Source organism: Thermaerobacillus caldiproteolyticus, from assembly GCF_013761245.1.
GTDB classification, from domain to species: Bacteria; Bacillota; Bacilli; order Bacillales; family Anoxybacillaceae; genus Thermaerobacillus; species Thermaerobacillus caldiproteolyticus.
Genome location: NZ_JACDUT010000001.1, coordinates 371,885 through 388,728 on the forward strand (window position 1 = coordinate 371,885; position 16,844 = coordinate 388,728).

The window sequence follows — 16,844 nt, forward strand, 5'->3', positions numbered from 1 at the left end:
CATCTGAAGCTATGACCGATTTTGTACCCACGATAAAAACTATCTTTACACATCCATGTTTCGCTGTTCACCTTTTTGGCAAAACAAACAGCACTTTGATTTCAAAGATGTTTGCCGTTTATGAACGTTTTTAAACAATATAGTATGGATAACTCCCTAACACTTGAACGGTGCAGTCAAGTGCTTCGAGTTCAGCAATCGCTCCGGGGATGAGTACGTCGTCCATTTTTTGATCAATGTCAATGATAAAGAAGTAGTTGCCTAATCCGGTTTTAGCGGGACGGGATTCGATTTTTGTTAGGTTTAATTTTCGCCATGCAAACGCAGACAGCACTTGATGAAGAGCTCCAGCTTGGTCTTTCGGAAGCGTGATCATCAAAGTCGTTTTATCACCAGCATATAGCGGCGAATCAATCGTTAACTCCTCATTTTGTCTACGGACAATAATAAATCGTGTATGGTTATAATCGTAATCGTGAATATTTTCACGAACAATCGTCAAGCCGTATTCTTCCGCCGCTAGCCGATTGGCAATCGCGGCGATATGAAGGTGAGGGTGTTCACTAACAAACTTAGCGGCTGCGCTTGTTGAAGTCATATACACATACTTCGCTTTTTTAAAATGGGTATGTAAAAATTTATGGCATTGCGCAATAGCATGAGAATGTGAATAAATTTCTTGCACGTCTTTCCAACCGTTCACATGATAAGGGTGCACCATTAAATGTTGTTGAATCGGGGCGATAATTTCCCCGACAATCGGCAATGATTGCTCATGAATAAGGTAGTCGATCGTTAAATTGACTGAGCCTTCCAGCGCATTCTCAAGCGGTACCACCCCTAATTCCACTTTCCCATGACTCACAGCATCAATACATTCGGGAATCGTATCGTACGAAATTTTTTCTGCCTGTGGAAACATCGTTGTGACTGCTAAATCGGTAAATGTTGCTTTCGGTCCTAAATAACCAATTTTCATCATTTGCCTCTCCCTTAACTTAGTACGCCCCTGAACCAACGATTTCTACCTTTTCGACGAATTCTAGACAGCGCAATTTTGCTAATAGGTCGTCAATGTCCTCTTGCATATCGCTTGTGCTAATGGACAAAGTTACATTCGCGCGGCCTTGAAGCGGAATCGTTTGATGAATGGTTAACACGTTGCATCCAGCCCCCGCGACAACAGCAAGCAGCTTCGACAACGTACCGGAACGGTCTTCCAAATGGAAAAATAACGTCACAATGCTTTCTTTAACAACTGCTTGAAAGGGAAATACCGCATCGCGATATTTGTAAAACACGCTGCGGCTTACATCCACTCTTTGCACTGCTTCGGCAACGGAATCAACTTTTTTTCGTTCTAACAATTCTTTTGCCTGTAATACTTTTCGCATCGCTTCTGGCAATACGTCTTCCCGCACTAAATAAAATTTTTTATCCAACAGACCGCGTCCCCTCCCCGCTGAATTAATCGATAAATTCAAATTCGTAGTCCAACAATTTGACAATATCGCCGTCTTTTGCCCCGCGTTCCCGCAACGCATCATCGACTCCCATCGCCCGCAATTGCCGTGCAAAACGACGAATGGATTCTTCTCTTGAAAAATCGGTCATCTTAAACAATTTTTCGACCTTTTCTCCCGACACGATAAACGTTCCATCACTATCACGCGTGATTGTAAACGCTGGCGCTTCTTTTTCCAGTTTATACACCACGCGCTGCACAGCTGGTTCTTCCACCTCATGAAGCGGAAACTCCGGCGTTGTCTCAAGAAGATCAGCAATGGCAAACAACAAATCACGCAGTCCTTGTCTTGTAATGGCAGAAATCGGGAAAATCGGTACGTCTTCTTGCAGTTTTTCTTTAAAAGCCTTTAAATTTTCTTCGGCATTTGGCATGTCCATCTTGTTGGCGACAATAATTTGCGGCCGCTCTGTTAAACGCAAATTATATTGCTTTAGTTCCTCGTTAATCACTAAATAGTCTTCATACGGATCGCGTCCTTCGATCGCCGCCATATCAATAACGTGAACAATGACACGTGTTCGCTCAATATGACGCAAAAATTGGTGACCAAGCCCAACACCTTGGTGAGCTCCTTCGATTAGTCCCGGTAAATCGGCCATGACAAAGCTGCGGCCATCTTCCGTTTCGACGACCCCTAAATTAGGAACGAGCGTCGTAAAATGATAATCCGCAATTTTTGGCTTCGCTGCGGAAACGACAGAAAGAAGCGTTGATTTTCCGACGCTTGGAAAACCAACTAACCCGACATCAGCTAGCAGCTTTAATTCAAGAATGACATAACGTTCTTCTCCCGGTTCCCCATTTTCGGCAATTTCCGGAGCCGGATTGGCCGGTGTCGCAAACCTTGTATTTCCACGTCCACCACGGCCTCCCTTAGCAACGACAAAACGCTGGCCGTTTTCTGTCAAATCGGCAATGACTTGTTTCGTTTCGTCATCAATAACGACGGTTCCCGGCGGAACTTTGACAATTAAATCTTCGGCATTTCTCCCATGCTGATTTTTCGACATCCCATTTTCGCCTTTTGCCGCTTTAAAATGGCGCTGGTAGCGAAAATCCATCAGCGTCCGTAACCCTTCATCGACGACAAATACGACATCGCCGCCTTTTCCACCATCACCGCCGGCTGGACCGCCTTTTGGCACATATTTTTCGCGGCGGAACGCCACCATTCCGTTTCCGCCGTCGCCACCTTTGACATAAATTTTTACTTGATCGACAAACATGCTTTTTCCTCCGATCTATTCTTGATGCTTACAAGTCAATCTTTATGAGCACGGTCATTTCTTCATTATGTATATGAAAATGATCAATATGAATCGCGATTCCTTTTTTATGCTCTTCAAGCCATTCCTTAACTGCGTTCATATTCTTTATTGTTCCATTGTAATCAAAAAACAATCTGATTTCTCTCTTGGCAACTTCAATAGAAATCTCTAAATAATTTTCCCTATTTATATCCGCTTGTTGCTCAATAACAGCAAAAAACGAGCGGCACCATTGTGTTAACTCCGCATCATGGGAGGATAAATCACATTCATCCCCGATCACTTCGTATTCTAGTACAACACATCGCGCTTCCCAATTGTATGTCATTAGCATCTCAGCAAAGCGCGCCGCTTTTAAATTTGTTAGTTTCGTTTCATGTTGCATATCACGAACGATTTCTTCAATAATGTCATTGACCCGTTCGACCTTGTTGAGTGCCAAATTCCCTTTAATGAGCTGAATTTTATTTAACCAATCATGTCGGGAATGGCGTAGCACATCCAATATACTCCATTGTTTCTCCATGTGTGGCGCCCCTACTCATTCGTTTTTAGCAAAATTATACCAAATGATAAATAAAACGGCTAGTAAAGAAGAGCGGAGGAGAGTATCTAATGCCGTAAAGAAATGTTCTTCTGACCGAGAAGTGCTTGCATTTTAAGAAAAGAAGAGGCGGGCCAGTTTTGCTTAAAAGCTGTTCACATCCTGTAGGTGGCGGAAAAATGCACCTTCCTAATTTCCTCGAATTCAGCTGAAATGTTTCCCGCCTCGAGAAGAAGGTTATCGGGCAAAAGAAAGCTGGCTGCTGAAGTGCTGAAGCTAGACAAAAAGAAAACCCTAACCAAAAGGTTAGAGTTTCCCAACGCTCACTTATGCTTCTTGTGTGACAGGATAAACGCTCACTTTTTTGCGGTCACGGCCAAGACGTTCAAAGCGAACGATACCGTCGACTTTCGCATAAAGTGTGTCATCGCCACCACGACCAACGTTTACACCTGGGTAAATTTTTGTACCACGTTGACGGTAAAGGATGGAACCGCCTGTGACGAATTGGCCGTCAGCGCGTTTTGCGCCAAGGCGTTTCGCGATAGAATCACGACCGTTTTTTGTAGAACCTACACCTTTTTTCGATGCGAAAAATTGAAGATCAAGTCTTAACATGTATGTCACCTCCTGTTATCGTTGAATAATGCGAATATATTTCCCGTAATCTCTCTCAATCGTTTGTAAAGAAACGAGCATCGCTTCAAGGAGAAGCTGGACTTTTTCTTCGATTGCCGGGTCTTCAATAACAGGAAGCTCGCAACGAAGATAGCCGCCTTCCTCCCCTTGCATGATACGCGGTTGAACGTTCGCCAGCGCAATGATGGAATTCACCGCGCCAAACGAAACGGCCGATGCTCCAGCACAAACGATATCTTGTCCACGTTCCGCGAAATTCGCGTGACCTTTCATCGTAAACGCTTGGATTTTTCCTTCGTCTGTGCGTTCAATTTCTACCTTTATCATCGCTAGTGTCTTACGCGTTAATTTTTTCGATGACTACTTTTGTGTAAGGTTGACGGTGACCTTGTTTACGACGATAGTTCTTTTTCGGCTTATATTTGAAAACGATGATCTTCTTTTGACGACCATGTTTTTGCACTTTCGCCGTTACCGTTGCCCCTTCGACCGTAGGATTTCCAACTTTTACAGTCTCGCCACCTACGAATAACACTTTGTCGAATGTCACGGTTTCGCCTTCTGCTACGTCGATTTTTTCGATGTAAATTTCTTGACCTTCTTGAACTTTAATTTGTTTACCGCCAGTTTCAATAATTGCGTACATCATTGCACCTCCTAACATAGACTCAGACTCGCCAGCAACGAGGCGTTTCGCGATTGCGAAAGCTTGGAACCTGCGCTGAGCGGTTGTAGTACGGGTGCTGCAAAGACGAACCTTTGCACCGCCTTTTTTGTCCGTTTAGCTGAACGGTACAAAATTTTCTACAACACGAGAAATAGTACCATAACTAAACGAGAGCTGTCAATATGTTTGACTGCTCTCATTGACATTGATATTATAAAATTTTCCTATATATTAGCCAACCGGCTCATATATTATATATAAGGTTTCCTACCTGTTCGTCGGTTTGCCGTTCGGTAAAAAAAGCATGAAGAAGTTCATTTTCATCAAGGGTCGCTTGCTTTTTGTTATTTTTCACAACGACAATCGAATGTTTTTGACCGCGATAAAATTTTTGCAGCACATGTAGAATCGGTTCTGTTTCGTCAACGGTAATCGCCTGCAATTTCATATAGTCACCTCTTTTTCCATAATAGCGCTCAAGTAAAAAGCGCATGACAACATAGTGACGATGACGCCATTCCTTCCATAAAGAGACCATGAGAAAGAGAACAATAACCCAGAGATCGAGTTGGGACGGTTCAATAAAAACAATTGCTATTACCAAAATAGCCAGTACCCCAAACGAACAAAAAACCATTTTTTCATGCGCTTCACTAAATGGGAGATGGCGCGCCAATGCAAGAAACAATAGCTTTCCACCATCCAATGGCCAAATCGGTAATAAATTGATGAGAAGTACAGCGATGTTATCATGGACAAACATCCTCCATCCCTCGGTTGTGATCATGCCGCTTTTCCATAGAAGAAAGGCAGCTCCTAAAAGCCAAATATGCTGTACCGGGCCGGCAAGAGTGACAACCAACTCTTCGTGAAACGGACGATTCCCGTGCTCTTCCACTTCGGCAACACCGCCAAACGGTAACAACAATATTTGTTTCAGGCGCCATGAAAAAAAAAGAGCGGCAACAGCGTGACCGAGCTCATGAATAAAGACAATGAAAAATAGCAGAAACAATTGTTGAAAATGGGCAGTCACAACGGCAATTCCGCTCATGAGCCATAGCAGCGGATGAATATGGATTTTTGTCAGTACCGATACATACTTATTCAAAGGAAATCACCTGAATTGGATCAATAAAGTGATCCCCTTTTTTAATCGCAAAGTAAAATACCCCTTTTGTATTGTCGGCATTATTCATCGCTGTTCCGACTTCTTTCCCCGTTTCCACGAAATCATAGAGTTTCACGGCAATCTTTCCTAAGTTGCCGTACCATGATTCGCTTCCGTCAGCATGCTGAATAATGACGGTTTTGCCAATCTTGTCTTTTGTTCCGGCAAAAACCACAATGCCTTCGTTCATTGCTTCAACCTTTGCGTTACTTGTCGTTTCCACCATAACCCCCTGACCGTTTTTTTGGAAGTTTTCAAGCACACGTCCTAAAGCAGGAACCGCATACTGTTTCGTTTTTGAGGCGTTTGTGTCTTTTTTTTCCGTTGGAAATAATGCCAGCGGCTCCCCGAATTGTTTTTCATACCAATGGGACACAGCAGCAAATTGAAATTCTTGTTCCATCGTCTTTTTAACAAAATCTCTTGCCGGTTCTAGCGTTGTTGATGGATGTTTAAATAAAATTGCCGTCACTAATACAAGACAAACAGAGAAAAGCGTTTTGAAAAGAAATACTTCTTTTCGAAACAGAGGGTGCTTTTCATCCAACGAGTAACGGTCATATGTAATGACCGGTTGTCCGTATCGCTCTTCATCCGTTACATCAAATAGGGCTTGTCGTGGTGCTTCATAATGATTCTGCCGATCTCGTCTTCGTTTTTCGATTCGCTTGCGAATCTCTCGAGCACGCTTATTCATCCATCTCTCACCATTCCCTTACAACGTAGTTTGTACTAGTTTATTAGACAACCTATGAATATATGATAAAAACCCCTACTAACCTAGTTAGCAGGGGTTAACGCACACTAAAAAGTTTTTTAATTTTTGCAAAGAGACCTTTTTGTTCCTCTTCTAATGGTTGTAACGGTACAGATTCACCAAGAATTCTTCTGGCGATATTGCGATAAGAGATGGAGGCTCTGCTGCTCGGGTCAAGGACGATCGGCTCCCCGTTATTGGACGCTTTAATGACATTTTCATCATCGGCAATAATTCCCAATAAATCAATCGATAAGTGCATGACAATTTCGTCAATATCGAGCATATCTCCGTTTTTCACCATATGACCGCGGATCCGATTAATCACCAAGCGAGGCGGCTTAATATGTTCCTCTTTTTCTAGTAAACCAATAATTCGATCAGCATCACGCACCGCTGACACTTCCGGCGTTGTCACGACAATTGCTGCATCCGCTCCCGCCACAGCATTTTTATAGCCCTGCTCAATTCCAGCTGGGCAATCAATCAGCACATAATCATAATCTTGTTTCAGCTCTTCAACCAAACGTTTCATTTGTTCCGGCGTGACCGCTGTTTTATCGCTTGTTTGCGCTGCCGGCAATAAATAAAGTTGGTCGTCAAAACGCTTATCTTTCACTAGCGCTTTTTGAATGGTGCAGCGACCTTCTACGACATCAACCAAGTCGTAAATGATACGATTCTCAAGCCCCATGACAACATCAAGATTGCGTAAGCCAATGTCCGTATCAACAAGGCAGACACGCTTTCCTAACAACGCAAGCGCTGTTCCTACGTTAGCGGTCGTTGTCGTTTTTCCGACGCCGCCTTTTCCTGATGTAATGACGATAGCTTCTCCCACTGCTACATTCTCCTTTCTTACCGTGACAAATTCGGTCGTAGATGCGTAAGTAACTGCAAGCGGTCAACGACAATTTGGTTATCATCATCAATATACGCACATTCCATCTCATTCCGCTCATCTGTTTTATAATCGGGAGCACGGCTCATCACGTCGCTAATTCTTAACTGCATCGGCTTCATAATCGAGGCTGCGATGACCGCATCCTTATTTCCATAATACCCCGCATGGGCAATTCCCCGTAATGCACCAAGAATGAAAATGTTTCCCCCGGCAATAACCGTTCCTCCAGGATTCACATCACCAATTAATAAAAGATCGCCTTGCACATGCAACACTTGACCTGAACGAACAATTTTAGACACTGACACAATTTCGGTTTTCCGTTTCCATTGAAGCGCTTCCTCTTTCGTGATGACATTGCTGTCAATGGATTGAACGACTAAATTGTTTTTCCCTCGAATTAACGCGCGAAGCTCTTCTTCCTGTTTCGGTGTTAAGTAACGATTTCCAACTTTGAGATGAACAGAAACGAGCGGACCGTCTGATTCCTTCGGTTCATTCACCGTTAACTTTTCTTCCAATTCGGCAATTAAGTCATCATAGGAACACGTATCATCGAGATGTAACGTCAGCCCATCTTTCGTTCCCTTAATCGTTACATATGATTGTTTTTGCCTATTCACAACGTTCACCTCAACGAATAATTCTACAAACCCCGTCCGTTTTCCTTTTTCATTCTTCCCGCTCGCGACGTCCGATTTTTACTAACCACTGCTTTAATGGGTAAGAACATAAAATAATAAATATAACATTTAACACCAGCGTCGGCAGCAGGCGATGTGAATAAAAATCGTGAAAAGACATGTTGGTTTTTCCAATAAGCAACTGAATTCCGTACACATAAAACTCAAGAACAGAGACAGCCATCATACTAAGAAAACAAGTAATAAAAAGATGATTATGAAATATTTTCATCGCTTTTGCCATCATATAAGCAATAAGGGTAAATGAAAACATATATATACCAAGAACTTCTGTATAGACGATGTCATATAACATGCCAAAAATCAACCCATATACCATTCCATGCGTTTGCGTGACATAAACAGTCAGGAAAATAAGGAAAATAAGTAAAAAGCGAGGCACAAATACATACTGCTGGTACAACTCATCTTTTGGCCAAAGATCAATAAAAATGCTTTCGCTCATGAAAAATACTGTTGCAAGAAAAGGAAGAAAGAGTTTTTTCACTTTGCTTCCTCCTTTTCTTGTAACGTCTCACCAATTTTTCGTTTCACAATAATGACATCGTCAATATCATAAAGATTGGCAGCCGGCTTCACATAGACCATTTTTGTTAATCCGTACTGATCTGGTACAACCTCCATGACTTCCCCAATAGGTAACCCTTTTGGGAAAATACCGCCAAGACCAGACGTTACGACGAGTTGCTTTTTCTCAATTTTGGCATCAAACGGAATTTCCTTTAAAAGCAATGCCTTCCGCTTTTCATCGTATCCTTCAATTAATCCAAATACATTTTCTTTGCCTTGCACATAAGCGGAAATGCGATTTTTTTGGTCGAGTGCGCTCAATAACTGAACAGTTGATGTAAATTGAGAAGCATGTTGCACTTTCCCGACCAATCCCTCTGGCGTAATGACCGCCATGTCTTTTTTAACGCCGTTTTGTTCTCCTTTATTGACAATGATAATTTCTTGCCAACGATCCGGATTTCGTCCGATCACCGTTGCTTGAATCGGTACAAAATCACGCAAACTTTCCTTTTTCTTCAAAATCGCCCGAAGCTCGGCATTTTCTTTTTTTAACGTTTGAAGCTGTGCCTCTAAGGTTACATATTCATCAAGACGTTCTTTGAGTAACTTGTTTTCTTTGTATGTATTTTTGATGTCTTGAATATTCTCAAAGAAGCCCGCAACAAGTTGTGCGGGCTTATGAAAGATAAGCTGTACAAAACCAGTTGTATCTTTAATAAACTGTTCTGGCCATGTGAGCTCTGTCCGTTCTTTTAAGGAAAAACCAATCAATGCCACGAGAAAAATGATGCTGACGAGTAACAAAATTAATCGCTTATTCAAAAAGAACTGTGGCATGATGTCGACACCCTCTTACCATTAGCGATGGTCCCTCGCCTTGTTTTTAAACAAATGAATATGGTCTAATGCTTTACCTGTGCCGATCGCCACGCAGTCAAGCGGGTTTTCCGCAACAATCACAGGCATGTCCGTTTCTTTACTGATGACTTTATCGAGATTGCGCAAGAGCGCGCCGCCACCTGTTAAGACAATGCCGCGATCCATAATGTCCGCCGCTAATTCCGGTGGCGTTTTTTCTAAGGTATTTTTCACGGAATCCACGATCGCATAGACGGTGTCACGTAACGCTTCGGCAATTTCTTCTGCACTAATTTCAATCGTTTTTGGCAGCCCCGTTAATAAGTCGCGGCCACGAATTTCCATTGTACCAATTCCTTCAGGGTCTCCAGCAGAACCGATTTCGACTTTGATTGCTTCAGCTGTACGCTCCCCAATCATTAAGTTATACGTTTTGCGAATGTATTGAATAATCGATTCATCCATTTCGTCGCCAGCAATGCGAATTGACTGGCTTGTAACGATGCCGCCAAGAGAAATGACGGCAACTTCTGTCGTACCGCCACCGATATCGACAACCATGCTCCCTGTTGGCTCCCATACAGGCAAGTTGGCACCAATCGCTGCCGCAAACGGCTCTTCAATCGTATACGCATCGCGTGCACCAGCTTGACGTGTGGCATCGATGACCGCACGCTCTTCTACTGCTGTAATGCCATACGGTACGCATACCATCACATATGGCTTACCAGCAAACAATCCTTTGTTTTTCGTTGCTTGATTAATGTAGTATTTCATCATAATCGCAGTTGTTTCATAATCAGCAATGACGCCATCTTTCATTGGGCGTAACGCAACTACATTTCCCGGTGTCCGCCCAATCATATTTTTCGCTTCATTTCCAACTGCAACAATTTGTTTCGTATCTTTTTGCAAAGCAACTACTGATGGTTCTCTGACAACAATTCCTTTTCCTTTCACATATACAAGAGTATTGGCCGTTCCTAAATCGATTCCAAGATCTCTTGTCCCCAATCCAAACATAGTCCGTATCTTCCTTTCTGAAACGAATACTTTTTTATAAAAATTCGCTAATTTTGTCGATTTTTCATATGTTTTTGTACAGCACCGCCCTAAGAAAAGGCTATGAAAAACTCATAACTGTTATTATAACTTATTCGACAAAAAAAGAGAACTACTACATATATCCTTTTTCTTTCAAACTGATAAATTTTTGATCACCGATAATGAGATGGTCTAACACTTCAATTCCGATCATTCGACCGCATTCGACGAGTCGTTTCGTAACTTCGAGATCTTCGCGGCTCGGGGTCGGATCACCTGAAGGATGATTGTGAGCGCAAATGATAGAGGCAGCAGATCGCTTAATCGCTTCTTTAAACACTTCACGCGGGTGAACAATAGAGGCGTTTAAACTACCGATAAACACCGTTTTACGATGAATAACTTGATTTTTCGTATTTAAATAAATAGCAACAAAATGTTCTTGAGACAAAAAACGCATGTCGTTCATCACATATTTTGCCCCATCTTCGGGAGAACGAATCACATATCGTTCATGGTAACTAAGGCGACTAATGCGCCGTCCCAATTCAAGCGCCGCTAAAATTTGGATCGCTTTGGCTGTACCGATCCCTTTTAAACTTGTCATTTCTTCAATCGTTGCATCTTTTAGCTGCCGTAATCCTTCAAAATGATGAAGCAGACGATGAGCAAGCTGCAACGCTGATTCCTCTTTTGTCCCTGTCCGCAATAAAATTGCAAGCAGCTCATGGTCCGCTAAACTTTCTGGTCCATTCATAACGAGACGTTCACGCGGACGGGACTCTTTTGGCACATCTCGAATCATTAACGACATCGTTTTCAGAATGAATACCCCCTTTTTGGCTTTGGCACTTTTCAACAGCCAGCTTGCAGACGAAATTCCTTTTCAAAAGCATGCTTTTTTCCAGACAACTTAAGACAACAAATCCTTATGATCTTTTACCAACCAAGTCGCTTTAGTTCACGAACAGTACGCGATAACGGTAAGCCGACGACGGAAAAGTAGTCTCCCTCAATTCGTTTGACAAATAGTGCCGCTTGTCCTTGGATGCCGTATGCCCCCGCTTTATCCATTGGTTCGCCAGTGGCAATGTACGCGGAAATGTCCTCCTCCGTTAAGTCCCAAAAGGTTACTGCTGTCCGTTCAACAAACACTGTTTCCTGGTCCGGTGTGACAATGGCTACTCCTGTTAGCACCTCGTGAGTATTTCCAGATAAGAGGCATAACATATTGGCTGCTTCTTGTTTCGTTTTCGGCTTTCCTAAAATGTGTCCGTTGTAAACAACGACTGTATCCGCACCAATGACGTATGCGTCAGGATTAGTACTAGCCACTGCTTTTGCTTTTTGATAAGCAAGCGATTGAACGATTTGTTCAGGGGATTCGTCTTCTTGAAATTGTTCATCAATATGACTAGGGAGGATTTCAAAGCAGAGGTTCGCCATTTCAAGCAGTTGTTTGCGACGAGGAGAACTAGAAGCTAATAGTAATCGTTTCATTGACATCACCCTTTGCAATTCGTTTCAAATTGGAAGATACAATTGTATCGTACCAAATCTCACGTTTAGACACAATTTTTAAATGCGACAAAATTCTCCAAAAAAAAAGAAGCTAAATTCGCTTCTTCACGAGGTTAATGAAATATAATCGTTTAATGCTTCAAGAAGTTCTTGTTGGGCTTTCCACAGCAATGCATCATCCTCTTCTTCTTGATAAGCGTCCAATGATAAATAAGCATTTTTTAAGTGTCGAACGTATTGCTTGGCCTGATTATTTGAAGGTGATTGTGATTCAAATTGCTTATACGCATTTTTTAAAGATGCCCACTCATTTGGTTTTACTTCTCCTTTTCCTAACAAGCGAGCAGATAAGACAGCAACTTTTTCATATAAAGATTCGCTAGCGGTTAGGAAATCTTGGAGTTGCCGATCATTAACGGTCCCTAAAGATAGTGATTTCATATACGTACTTTGTCCTTTTTGCTTGTACCAATCGTTTAGTGGCTGCAGCGTTTCCTTATCGGCACCCACCGCGATGAATAATGATATCGGCTGTTGGCCAACCGCCACTACAATCGGAATTCCGGAATTCTGCAATTGTTTTGCATAAGTTTTTGCTGCTTTCTCATCGCTAAATACACCTGCTTGAATGACACTGACGGTAAACGCTGACTCTGTGTTTCCTTCAGCGGCTGAAGACGGGGGAACATTTGCTGTTTTCGACGACGATGCTGGCGAAATCGCCGAAAGCGAGCGGTCCTTCTGAAGAGACATAGGCTCTTTTTTCTCCGGAATGACATTGAGAACAATAAAGCCGAAGCTTGTCCCAATAATCACAGCCATAAAAATCGAAAAAACGGCGGATTTCACGCGCGTTTTTATCATCCTGTTCACCTTCGGCCGCTTCTTTGATGGCGTTGTTTCGGATGGAAACGAAACGAGCGGCGGAGCTTCCAAGGCGAGCGGTTCTTCTTCCTTCGCCGCACTTATTTCCGCTTCTATATACGTTGATGTTTCTGTTGTAAACGGCCGTTCTTTACCGTTAATTTTAATCGAAATCTCTTTTCCTTGCTTGTCCATCTTTTCATCATCCCCGTTTCCTTCGTTCTCCGTTCATCCTATCATAAAGAAAGAAAAAAAGAACAAGACATTTGTCGTCTTGTTCTCGAAGGTTTTCGTCAAATTTCGCTCCTTATTGATCGCGAATTTCTTTCACTGACAAGGCATCAATAGGCACTTCAGGAGACTGTTCAGAGTACGTACAAAGTTGTTTCGTTTCTCCTTTTAAACAAACAGAATATTCTAGGTTACCGTCTTCGCGTTTTTTTACTAACACATACGATGAATTATTCTCAGGTGATAACACATTTCCTGTGAACGGGTCTTGCATAGGTTCGAGCATGCCGTCCTCCACAAGTTGCTTGTACGTTAATGTTTCCGACGAGCGGGGAGAAAGAAACTCGACTTTTTCTGCGCCGACATGGAGACGAGCTGCTTCATATAGCGCGTAAGCATTGGAAACAAACGCTTGCTCTCTTGACTTTTCAATGATGTGAAGGACAGCGATCACTGCAATAAGGGAAACCACCCCGAAAATGACAATGACCGCTAATAGTTCAATGAGCGTCATCCCTCTATTTGTGCGCAACAGCATGCGATCCCTCTCCGTTTCAATGTTACCGCCCCGGTGACATTTCTTCTTTTGGCGAGTCATTCGGGGTGATTTCTGTTAACGGGTTCCGCTTCTCGCTCGGCGGAGGAACGTCAAGCGGCGGCAGTTCATTTTGTAAATGGGCTAAACCCGGATGATAAAACGCGCTAATCGTGAGTGAATAGGTTAATGGCTTGACTTCTGTATCGATCGATGTCAATTCTGGGTTCCCGGTAAATGACAGCGATTCAACAGAAACGATACGCGGCAATTCCTCTAACGTTTGTAAAAATCGTTCTAACTGATAGTACGACGGTGACTGGACCGTTAGTTGAACAGAAATTTTTTTAAGACCGCTTGGCAATGAGAGAGATGACTCACTCGATGATGTCGACGACTTCGTTTCTTTTTGCTCATTCGTTTCGTTCGTTGTTGATGATTGTTCAGACGAATTGATTTCGGCTTCCTCATTAAATGTCATGTTCGAAATGAAGCTGTCCGAAATGACTTCTGCTTTCTCTAAATCAAGCAAAAGCTGTTCGACAAGCGGTTTGACTGGTACCTTTTTTTCTAGTTCAACGACACTTTCGGTGTTTTGTGTTTGTTGTTGACTGACTTGGGCTTTTGTCGCTGCTAATAGCTGTTTCTCACTATCAACGGTCGCGCTTAGCTCATCCATCCGGTTATAAAGCGGCTTGAGTGTATAAACATAAAGAACGGCAAAAAAAGCAGCGATGACAATAAGAAAAGTGAAAAGGAAAACGAGTTGGCGTTTGGAAAAACGGACGGTCATTGTTTCTTCTCCTTTTCTTCTTTTAAAGCGTTTTTGTTCACGTGCAATTCATATTGAGCGATATAGCGCGGCAATATATGTTCTATGTTTTCCTCGTCTTTTTCCTCATCGCTTTTTTCTTCCGCAGTCGTAAGGCTTTTCAATTGTACATCGGCCACAAAATCAGCATCGGATAACCTTTTTAAATAATATGCCGCTTCTTCGCTCGTATCAAACTGTACGGTGACGCTTACCGTTCCGTTTTCTGCATAGGAAAAATTCATGATAAAGCCTCTTTCCGGCAAAAGCTTTGTCATACTGCGAAGAAGAAGAACCGTTTTCATCGGGTATTGTTCAGCCCATTTGACCGTTTTTTCTAACTCTTGCACTTCTTTCAACGATTGAGCGTTCACTAATTTTTCTTGTTGGACTGCCTGTAACGCACGGATTTTCTTTAACTCTTGTGTGAGCGAATGAATGGTCGTTTCCGTTTTTTGCACCGACATGTAAAAAACAAAAGCCATTGCCCCAGCAAACAGCAATACAATCGCTATGCTAACAAGGAAAACAACATTTTTCGGCTCTTTTTTTGGCAGTAAGTTAATGTCGACGAACATGATGAATTCCCTCTTTTAGTCCTAGTCCCCATGCTAAATGGTAGCGCGAATCAATGACGCTTGCTATTTTGTCGGAAAGGCGTTCAATCGGGACATCAAACCGTTCTTGCATCGATTGATAAATCGATGACAAATGAGGATGATCCCCCGTTAACAGCACGCGCTTAATTTGTTCGTTTCCTTGATGAATAGAAAAGCGATAAAAGCTCATCATCCGCTCGATTTCTTTATAAACGTCTTCAAATGGTTGAAGCAGTTCTTCAAGCTGTTTCATGTCATGCTGCTCTCTCTGCCATTCCATCAAAAGGTGGCGCATAAAAACAGGTTTATGTTGATAAAATGCGCTCACATTCACCGCTGATACATCCATCTGTACGAGCAATAAGTGATCATCTTTTTTCACTTGGTCAGCCGCATAATATAAACGATATAAGCATAACGGCGACACGTCAGCAGCAATTGGACGCAGCTTTACCACATCCAATACATCAGCATAGCTCATCACGGCTTGTTCCGGAGCAGCAAACAATAAAATCGTCAACTTCTCCTCCGTTTTTTCTAAAATAACGTAATCAAAAACGGCATCTTCAAACGGCAAATGAATCGTCGCTCCTAATTCCATAAACAAGTACCCGCGAATCTCATCTTCTTCTAAATCGTTTGGAAGTGGAATTTGCCGAATGACAACAACCGAGTCAGGAACGATAAAACGAATACGACGATGTTTCAGCTTCCATTCACTTACGCATTCTTCCAAAATAATTTCAAGTGTTTCGCGATCGAGGATTTTCCCATCATGAATGACTCCGCTCGGCAACTCCCGCTCTCCGTATTTATGAATCGAAAACGGGTCATGAGGCTTGACCTCAACATAGCGAATCACATGGTCTTTTATCACAAGATTGGCTATTTTATGTCGCGGTTTTACAATATTGAGCATATTCAGTTCCCCTCGTACTAAAACAAGATAAATTGCTTATACCACTCTATGAACGCTTGTCCGAAAAAATAAGTGGTTAACGTTCCCAATACAATGTAAGGGGCAAACGGCATCGGCTCTCCGCGGCGAACACTGCCAAACGCCATGCCGACAAGTCCAAAAATCGTTCCGTAAAGCGTCGAAAGAAAGAAAGAAAGCAATACCATCTTCCATCCTAACACGAAGCCGAGAAGCGCAAACAATTTAATATCTCCGCCGCCCATGCCGCCTTTACTAATGACGGCAATAAGCAGCAAAAGAGAAAAACCGACACCTGCACCAACGAGCGAATCCCACCATGGCGACAAAGGAACAAACATTCGTTCTGGAATCAATATGGCGGCAAAAGCGAGTAACACCCGATCAGGAATGACCATATAGCGAAGATCAGAAACAACGATAATCATCAATAACGAAATGAGCGTCCAACCAACGATCAATTCTTTTGACCATCCCACCACGAGCGGCGAAATCGTAAAAAGAATCGCGGTCGAAAGCTCAACAAACGGATAAAGCGGCGAAATACGCACACCGCACCCGCGACACTTCCCGCCTTGAATGACATAAGAAACGACAGGAATTAATTCCCACGCTGTCAGCGTACGCTGACAGCGTGGGCAATGCGAACGAGGCTTGACAATCGACTCTCCCATCGGCACCCGAAGTCCAACGACGTTGAAAAAGGAGCCGAGGAGGAGGGAGTATATAAAAATGAATACTTGTTTCAT

22 protein-coding genes and 1 other annotated feature are annotated in these 16,844 nt (G+C 42.7%); all 22 genes read right to left on the minus strand.

The genetic code is table 11. The annotated features are described in order from the left end of the window. Nucleotides 1–130: 130 nt before the first annotated feature. Nucleotides 131–979: a prephenate dehydratase gene (gene pheA, locus HNR31_RS01940; protein WP_181554557.1), complete on the minus strand. Its 849-nt coding sequence runs from the start codon at nucleotides 977–979 to the stop codon at nucleotides 131–133. A gap of 19 nt (nucleotides 980–998) precedes the next feature. Further along, the gene (locus HNR31_RS01945; protein WP_306465154.1) at nucleotides 999–1,442 is read right to left on the minus strand and encodes an ACT domain-containing protein; all 444 of its coding nucleotides are present in this window, start codon (nucleotides 1,440–1,442) and stop codon (nucleotides 999–1,001) included. Between the two features lie 25 nt (nucleotides 1,443–1,467). Further along, complete coding sequence (obgE, locus tag HNR31_RS01950) at nucleotides 1,468–2,754, minus strand: GTPase ObgE (protein ID WP_181554558.1); 1,287 nt, start codon at nucleotides 2,752–2,754, stop codon at nucleotides 1,468–1,470. Between the two features lie 28 nt (nucleotides 2,755–2,782). Further along, nucleotides 2,783–3,322: a sporulation initiation phosphotransferase B gene (locus tag HNR31_RS01955; protein WP_181554559.1), complete on the minus strand. Its 540-nt coding sequence runs from the start codon at nucleotides 3,320–3,322 to the stop codon at nucleotides 2,783–2,785. 345 nt (nucleotides 3,323–3,667) lie between these two features. Next, entirely contained in the window at nucleotides 3,668–3,958 is a 291-nt protein-coding gene (gene rpmA / locus HNR31_RS01960) for a 50S ribosomal protein L27 (RefSeq protein WP_181554560.1), read from the minus strand. Between the two features lie 15 nt (nucleotides 3,959–3,973). After that, on the minus strand, nucleotides 3,974–4,306 hold the full coding sequence (locus tag HNR31_RS01965; RefSeq protein WP_181554561.1) for a ribosomal-processing cysteine protease Prp: 333 nt from the start codon (nucleotides 4,304–4,306) through the stop codon (nucleotides 3,974–3,976). A 10-nt stretch (nucleotides 4,307–4,316) separates the two neighbouring features. Further along, nucleotides 4,317–4,625 carry a 50S ribosomal protein L21 gene (rplU, locus tag HNR31_RS01970; RefSeq protein ID WP_181554562.1) on the minus strand — a complete coding sequence of 103 codons (309 nt, stop codon included), beginning with the start codon at nucleotides 4,623–4,625 and terminating at the stop codon, nucleotides 4,317–4,319. 14 nt (nucleotides 4,626–4,639) lie between these two features. Further along, nucleotides 4,640–4,720: a sequence feature (ribosomal protein L21 leader region), on the minus strand. A gap of 170 nt (nucleotides 4,721–4,890) precedes the next feature. After that, entirely contained in the window at nucleotides 4,891–5,757 is an 867-nt protein-coding gene (locus HNR31_RS01975; protein WP_181554563.1) for a site-2 protease family protein, read from the minus strand. Continuing rightward, nucleotides 5,750–6,514, minus strand: coding sequence for a M23 family metallopeptidase (locus tag HNR31_RS01980; protein ID WP_181554564.1), 765 nt, complete (start codon nucleotides 6,512–6,514; stop codon nucleotides 5,750–5,752). Before HNR31_RS01980 ends, HNR31_RS01975 begins: the two co-directional genes overlap by 8 nt. A 97-nt stretch (nucleotides 6,515–6,611) precedes the next feature. Next, on the minus strand, nucleotides 6,612–7,415 hold the full coding sequence (gene minD / locus HNR31_RS01985) for a septum site-determining protein MinD (RefSeq protein WP_181554565.1): 804 nt from the start codon (nucleotides 7,413–7,415) through the stop codon (nucleotides 6,612–6,614). A gap of 17 nt (nucleotides 7,416–7,432) precedes the next feature. Next, nucleotides 7,433–8,110 (minus strand): septum site-determining protein MinC, encoded by a 678-nt coding sequence (gene minC / locus HNR31_RS01990; protein WP_309505583.1) that lies wholly within the window; start codon nucleotides 8,108–8,110, stop codon nucleotides 7,433–7,435. Nucleotides 8,111–8,150: 40 nt separating this feature from the next. Beyond that, nucleotides 8,151–8,669 (minus strand): rod shape-determining protein MreD, encoded by a 519-nt coding sequence (gene mreD / locus HNR31_RS01995; RefSeq protein WP_181554567.1) that lies wholly within the window; start codon nucleotides 8,667–8,669, stop codon nucleotides 8,151–8,153. Beyond that, entirely contained in the window at nucleotides 8,666–9,532 is an 867-nt protein-coding gene (mreC, locus tag HNR31_RS02000) for a rod shape-determining protein MreC (RefSeq protein WP_181554568.1), read from the minus strand. Before mreC ends, mreD begins: the two co-directional genes overlap by 4 nt. Nucleotides 9,533–9,553: 21 nt before the next feature. Continuing rightward, nucleotides 9,554–10,576 carry a rod shape-determining protein gene (locus HNR31_RS02005; protein ID WP_181554569.1) on the minus strand — a complete coding sequence of 341 codons (1,023 nt, stop codon included), beginning with the start codon at nucleotides 10,574–10,576 and terminating at the stop codon, nucleotides 9,554–9,556. A 154-nt stretch (nucleotides 10,577–10,730) separates the two neighbouring features. Next, nucleotides 10,731–11,411 carry a RadC family protein gene (radC, locus tag HNR31_RS02010; RefSeq protein WP_181554864.1) on the minus strand — a complete coding sequence of 227 codons (681 nt, stop codon included), beginning with the start codon at nucleotides 11,409–11,411 and terminating at the stop codon, nucleotides 10,731–10,733. A gap of 125 nt (nucleotides 11,412–11,536) precedes the next feature. Continuing rightward, nucleotides 11,537–12,097: a Maf family protein gene (locus HNR31_RS02015; protein ID WP_181554570.1), complete on the minus strand. Its 561-nt coding sequence runs from the start codon at nucleotides 12,095–12,097 to the stop codon at nucleotides 11,537–11,539. Between the two features lie 126 nt (nucleotides 12,098–12,223). After that, nucleotides 12,224–13,177 carry a stage II sporulation protein B gene (locus HNR31_RS02020; RefSeq protein ID WP_181554571.1) on the minus strand — a complete coding sequence of 318 codons (954 nt, stop codon included), beginning with the start codon at nucleotides 13,175–13,177 and terminating at the stop codon, nucleotides 12,224–12,226. 112 nt (nucleotides 13,178–13,289) lie between these two features. Then, complete coding sequence (locus HNR31_RS02025; RefSeq protein WP_181554573.1) at nucleotides 13,290–13,751, minus strand: type II secretion system protein; 462 nt, start codon at nucleotides 13,749–13,751, stop codon at nucleotides 13,290–13,292. A gap of 22 nt (nucleotides 13,752–13,773) precedes the next feature. After that, nucleotides 13,774–14,541, minus strand: coding sequence for a pilus assembly protein PilO (locus tag HNR31_RS02030; RefSeq protein ID WP_181554574.1), 768 nt, complete (start codon nucleotides 14,539–14,541; stop codon nucleotides 13,774–13,776). After that, the gene (locus tag HNR31_RS02035; protein ID WP_181554575.1) at nucleotides 14,538–15,137 is read right to left on the minus strand and encodes a PilN domain-containing protein; all 600 of its coding nucleotides are present in this window, start codon (nucleotides 15,135–15,137) and stop codon (nucleotides 14,538–14,540) included. Before HNR31_RS02035 ends, HNR31_RS02030 begins: the two co-directional genes overlap by 4 nt. Further along, nucleotides 15,121–16,077: a type IV pilus biogenesis protein PilM gene (pilM, locus tag HNR31_RS02040; protein WP_181554576.1), complete on the minus strand. Its 957-nt coding sequence runs from the start codon at nucleotides 16,075–16,077 to the stop codon at nucleotides 15,121–15,123. The genes HNR31_RS02035 and pilM overlap by 17 nt, the downstream gene beginning before the upstream one ends. A gap of 17 nt (nucleotides 16,078–16,094) precedes the next feature. Beyond that, the gene (locus HNR31_RS02045; protein ID WP_181554577.1) at nucleotides 16,095–16,844 is read right to left on the minus strand and encodes a prepilin peptidase; all 750 of its coding nucleotides are present in this window, start codon (nucleotides 16,842–16,844) and stop codon (nucleotides 16,095–16,097) included.

Coding starts and splice junctions, on each gene's coding strand:
- mreC (WP_181554568.1), bottom strand. CDS start 9,532: ATGCCACAGTTCTTTTTGAATAAGCGATTAATTTTGTTACTCGTCAGC.
- rpmA (WP_181554560.1), bottom strand. CDS start 3,958: ATGTTAAGACTTGATCTTCAATTTTTCGCATCGAAAAAAGGTGTAGGT.
- HNR31_RS01955 (WP_181554559.1), bottom strand. CDS start 3,322: ATGGAGAAACAATGGAGTATATTGGATGTGCTACGCCATTCCCGACAT.
- HNR31_RS01965 (WP_181554561.1), bottom strand. CDS start 4,306: ATGATAAAGGTAGAAATTGAACGCACAGACGAAGGAAAAATCCAAGCG.
- HNR31_RS02045 (WP_181554577.1), bottom strand. CDS start 16,844: ATGAAACAAGTATTCATTTTTATATACTCCCTCCTCCTCGGCTCCTTT.
- HNR31_RS02005 (WP_181554569.1), bottom strand. CDS start 10,576: ATGTTTGGATTGGGGACAAGAGATCTTGGAATCGATTTAGGAACGGCC.
- HNR31_RS02030 (WP_181554574.1), bottom strand. CDS start 14,541: ATGACCGTCCGTTTTTCCAAACGCCAACTCGTTTTCCTTTTCACTTTT.
- HNR31_RS01980 (WP_181554564.1), bottom strand. CDS start 6,514: ATGAATAAGCGTGCTCGAGAGATTCGCAAGCGAATCGAAAAACGAAGA.
- HNR31_RS02020 (WP_181554571.1), bottom strand. CDS start 13,177: ATGGACAAGCAAGGAAAAGAGATTTCGATTAAAATTAACGGTAAAGAA.
- radC (WP_181554864.1), bottom strand. CDS start 11,411: ATGTCGTTAATGATTCGAGATGTGCCAAAAGAGTCCCGTCCGCGTGAA.
- rplU (WP_181554562.1), bottom strand. CDS start 4,625: ATGTACGCAATTATTGAAACTGGCGGTAAACAAATTAAAGTTCAAGAA.
- HNR31_RS02025 (WP_181554573.1), bottom strand. CDS start 13,751: ATGCTGTTGCGCACAAATAGAGGGATGACGCTCATTGAACTATTAGCG.
- HNR31_RS02035 (WP_181554575.1), bottom strand. CDS start 15,137: ATGTTCGTCGACATTAACTTACTGCCAAAAAAAGAGCCGAAAAATGTT.
- obgE (WP_181554558.1), bottom strand. CDS start 2,754: ATGTTTGTCGATCAAGTAAAAATTTATGTCAAAGGTGGCGACGGCGGA.
- pilM (WP_181554576.1), bottom strand. CDS start 16,077: ATGCTCAATATTGTAAAACCGCGACATAAAATAGCCAATCTTGTGATA.
- HNR31_RS02015 (WP_181554570.1), bottom strand. CDS start 12,097: ATGAAACGATTACTATTAGCTTCTAGTTCTCCTCGTCGCAAACAACTG.
- pheA (WP_181554557.1), bottom strand. CDS start 979: ATGAAAATTGGTTATTTAGGACCGAAAGCAACATTTACCGATTTAGCA.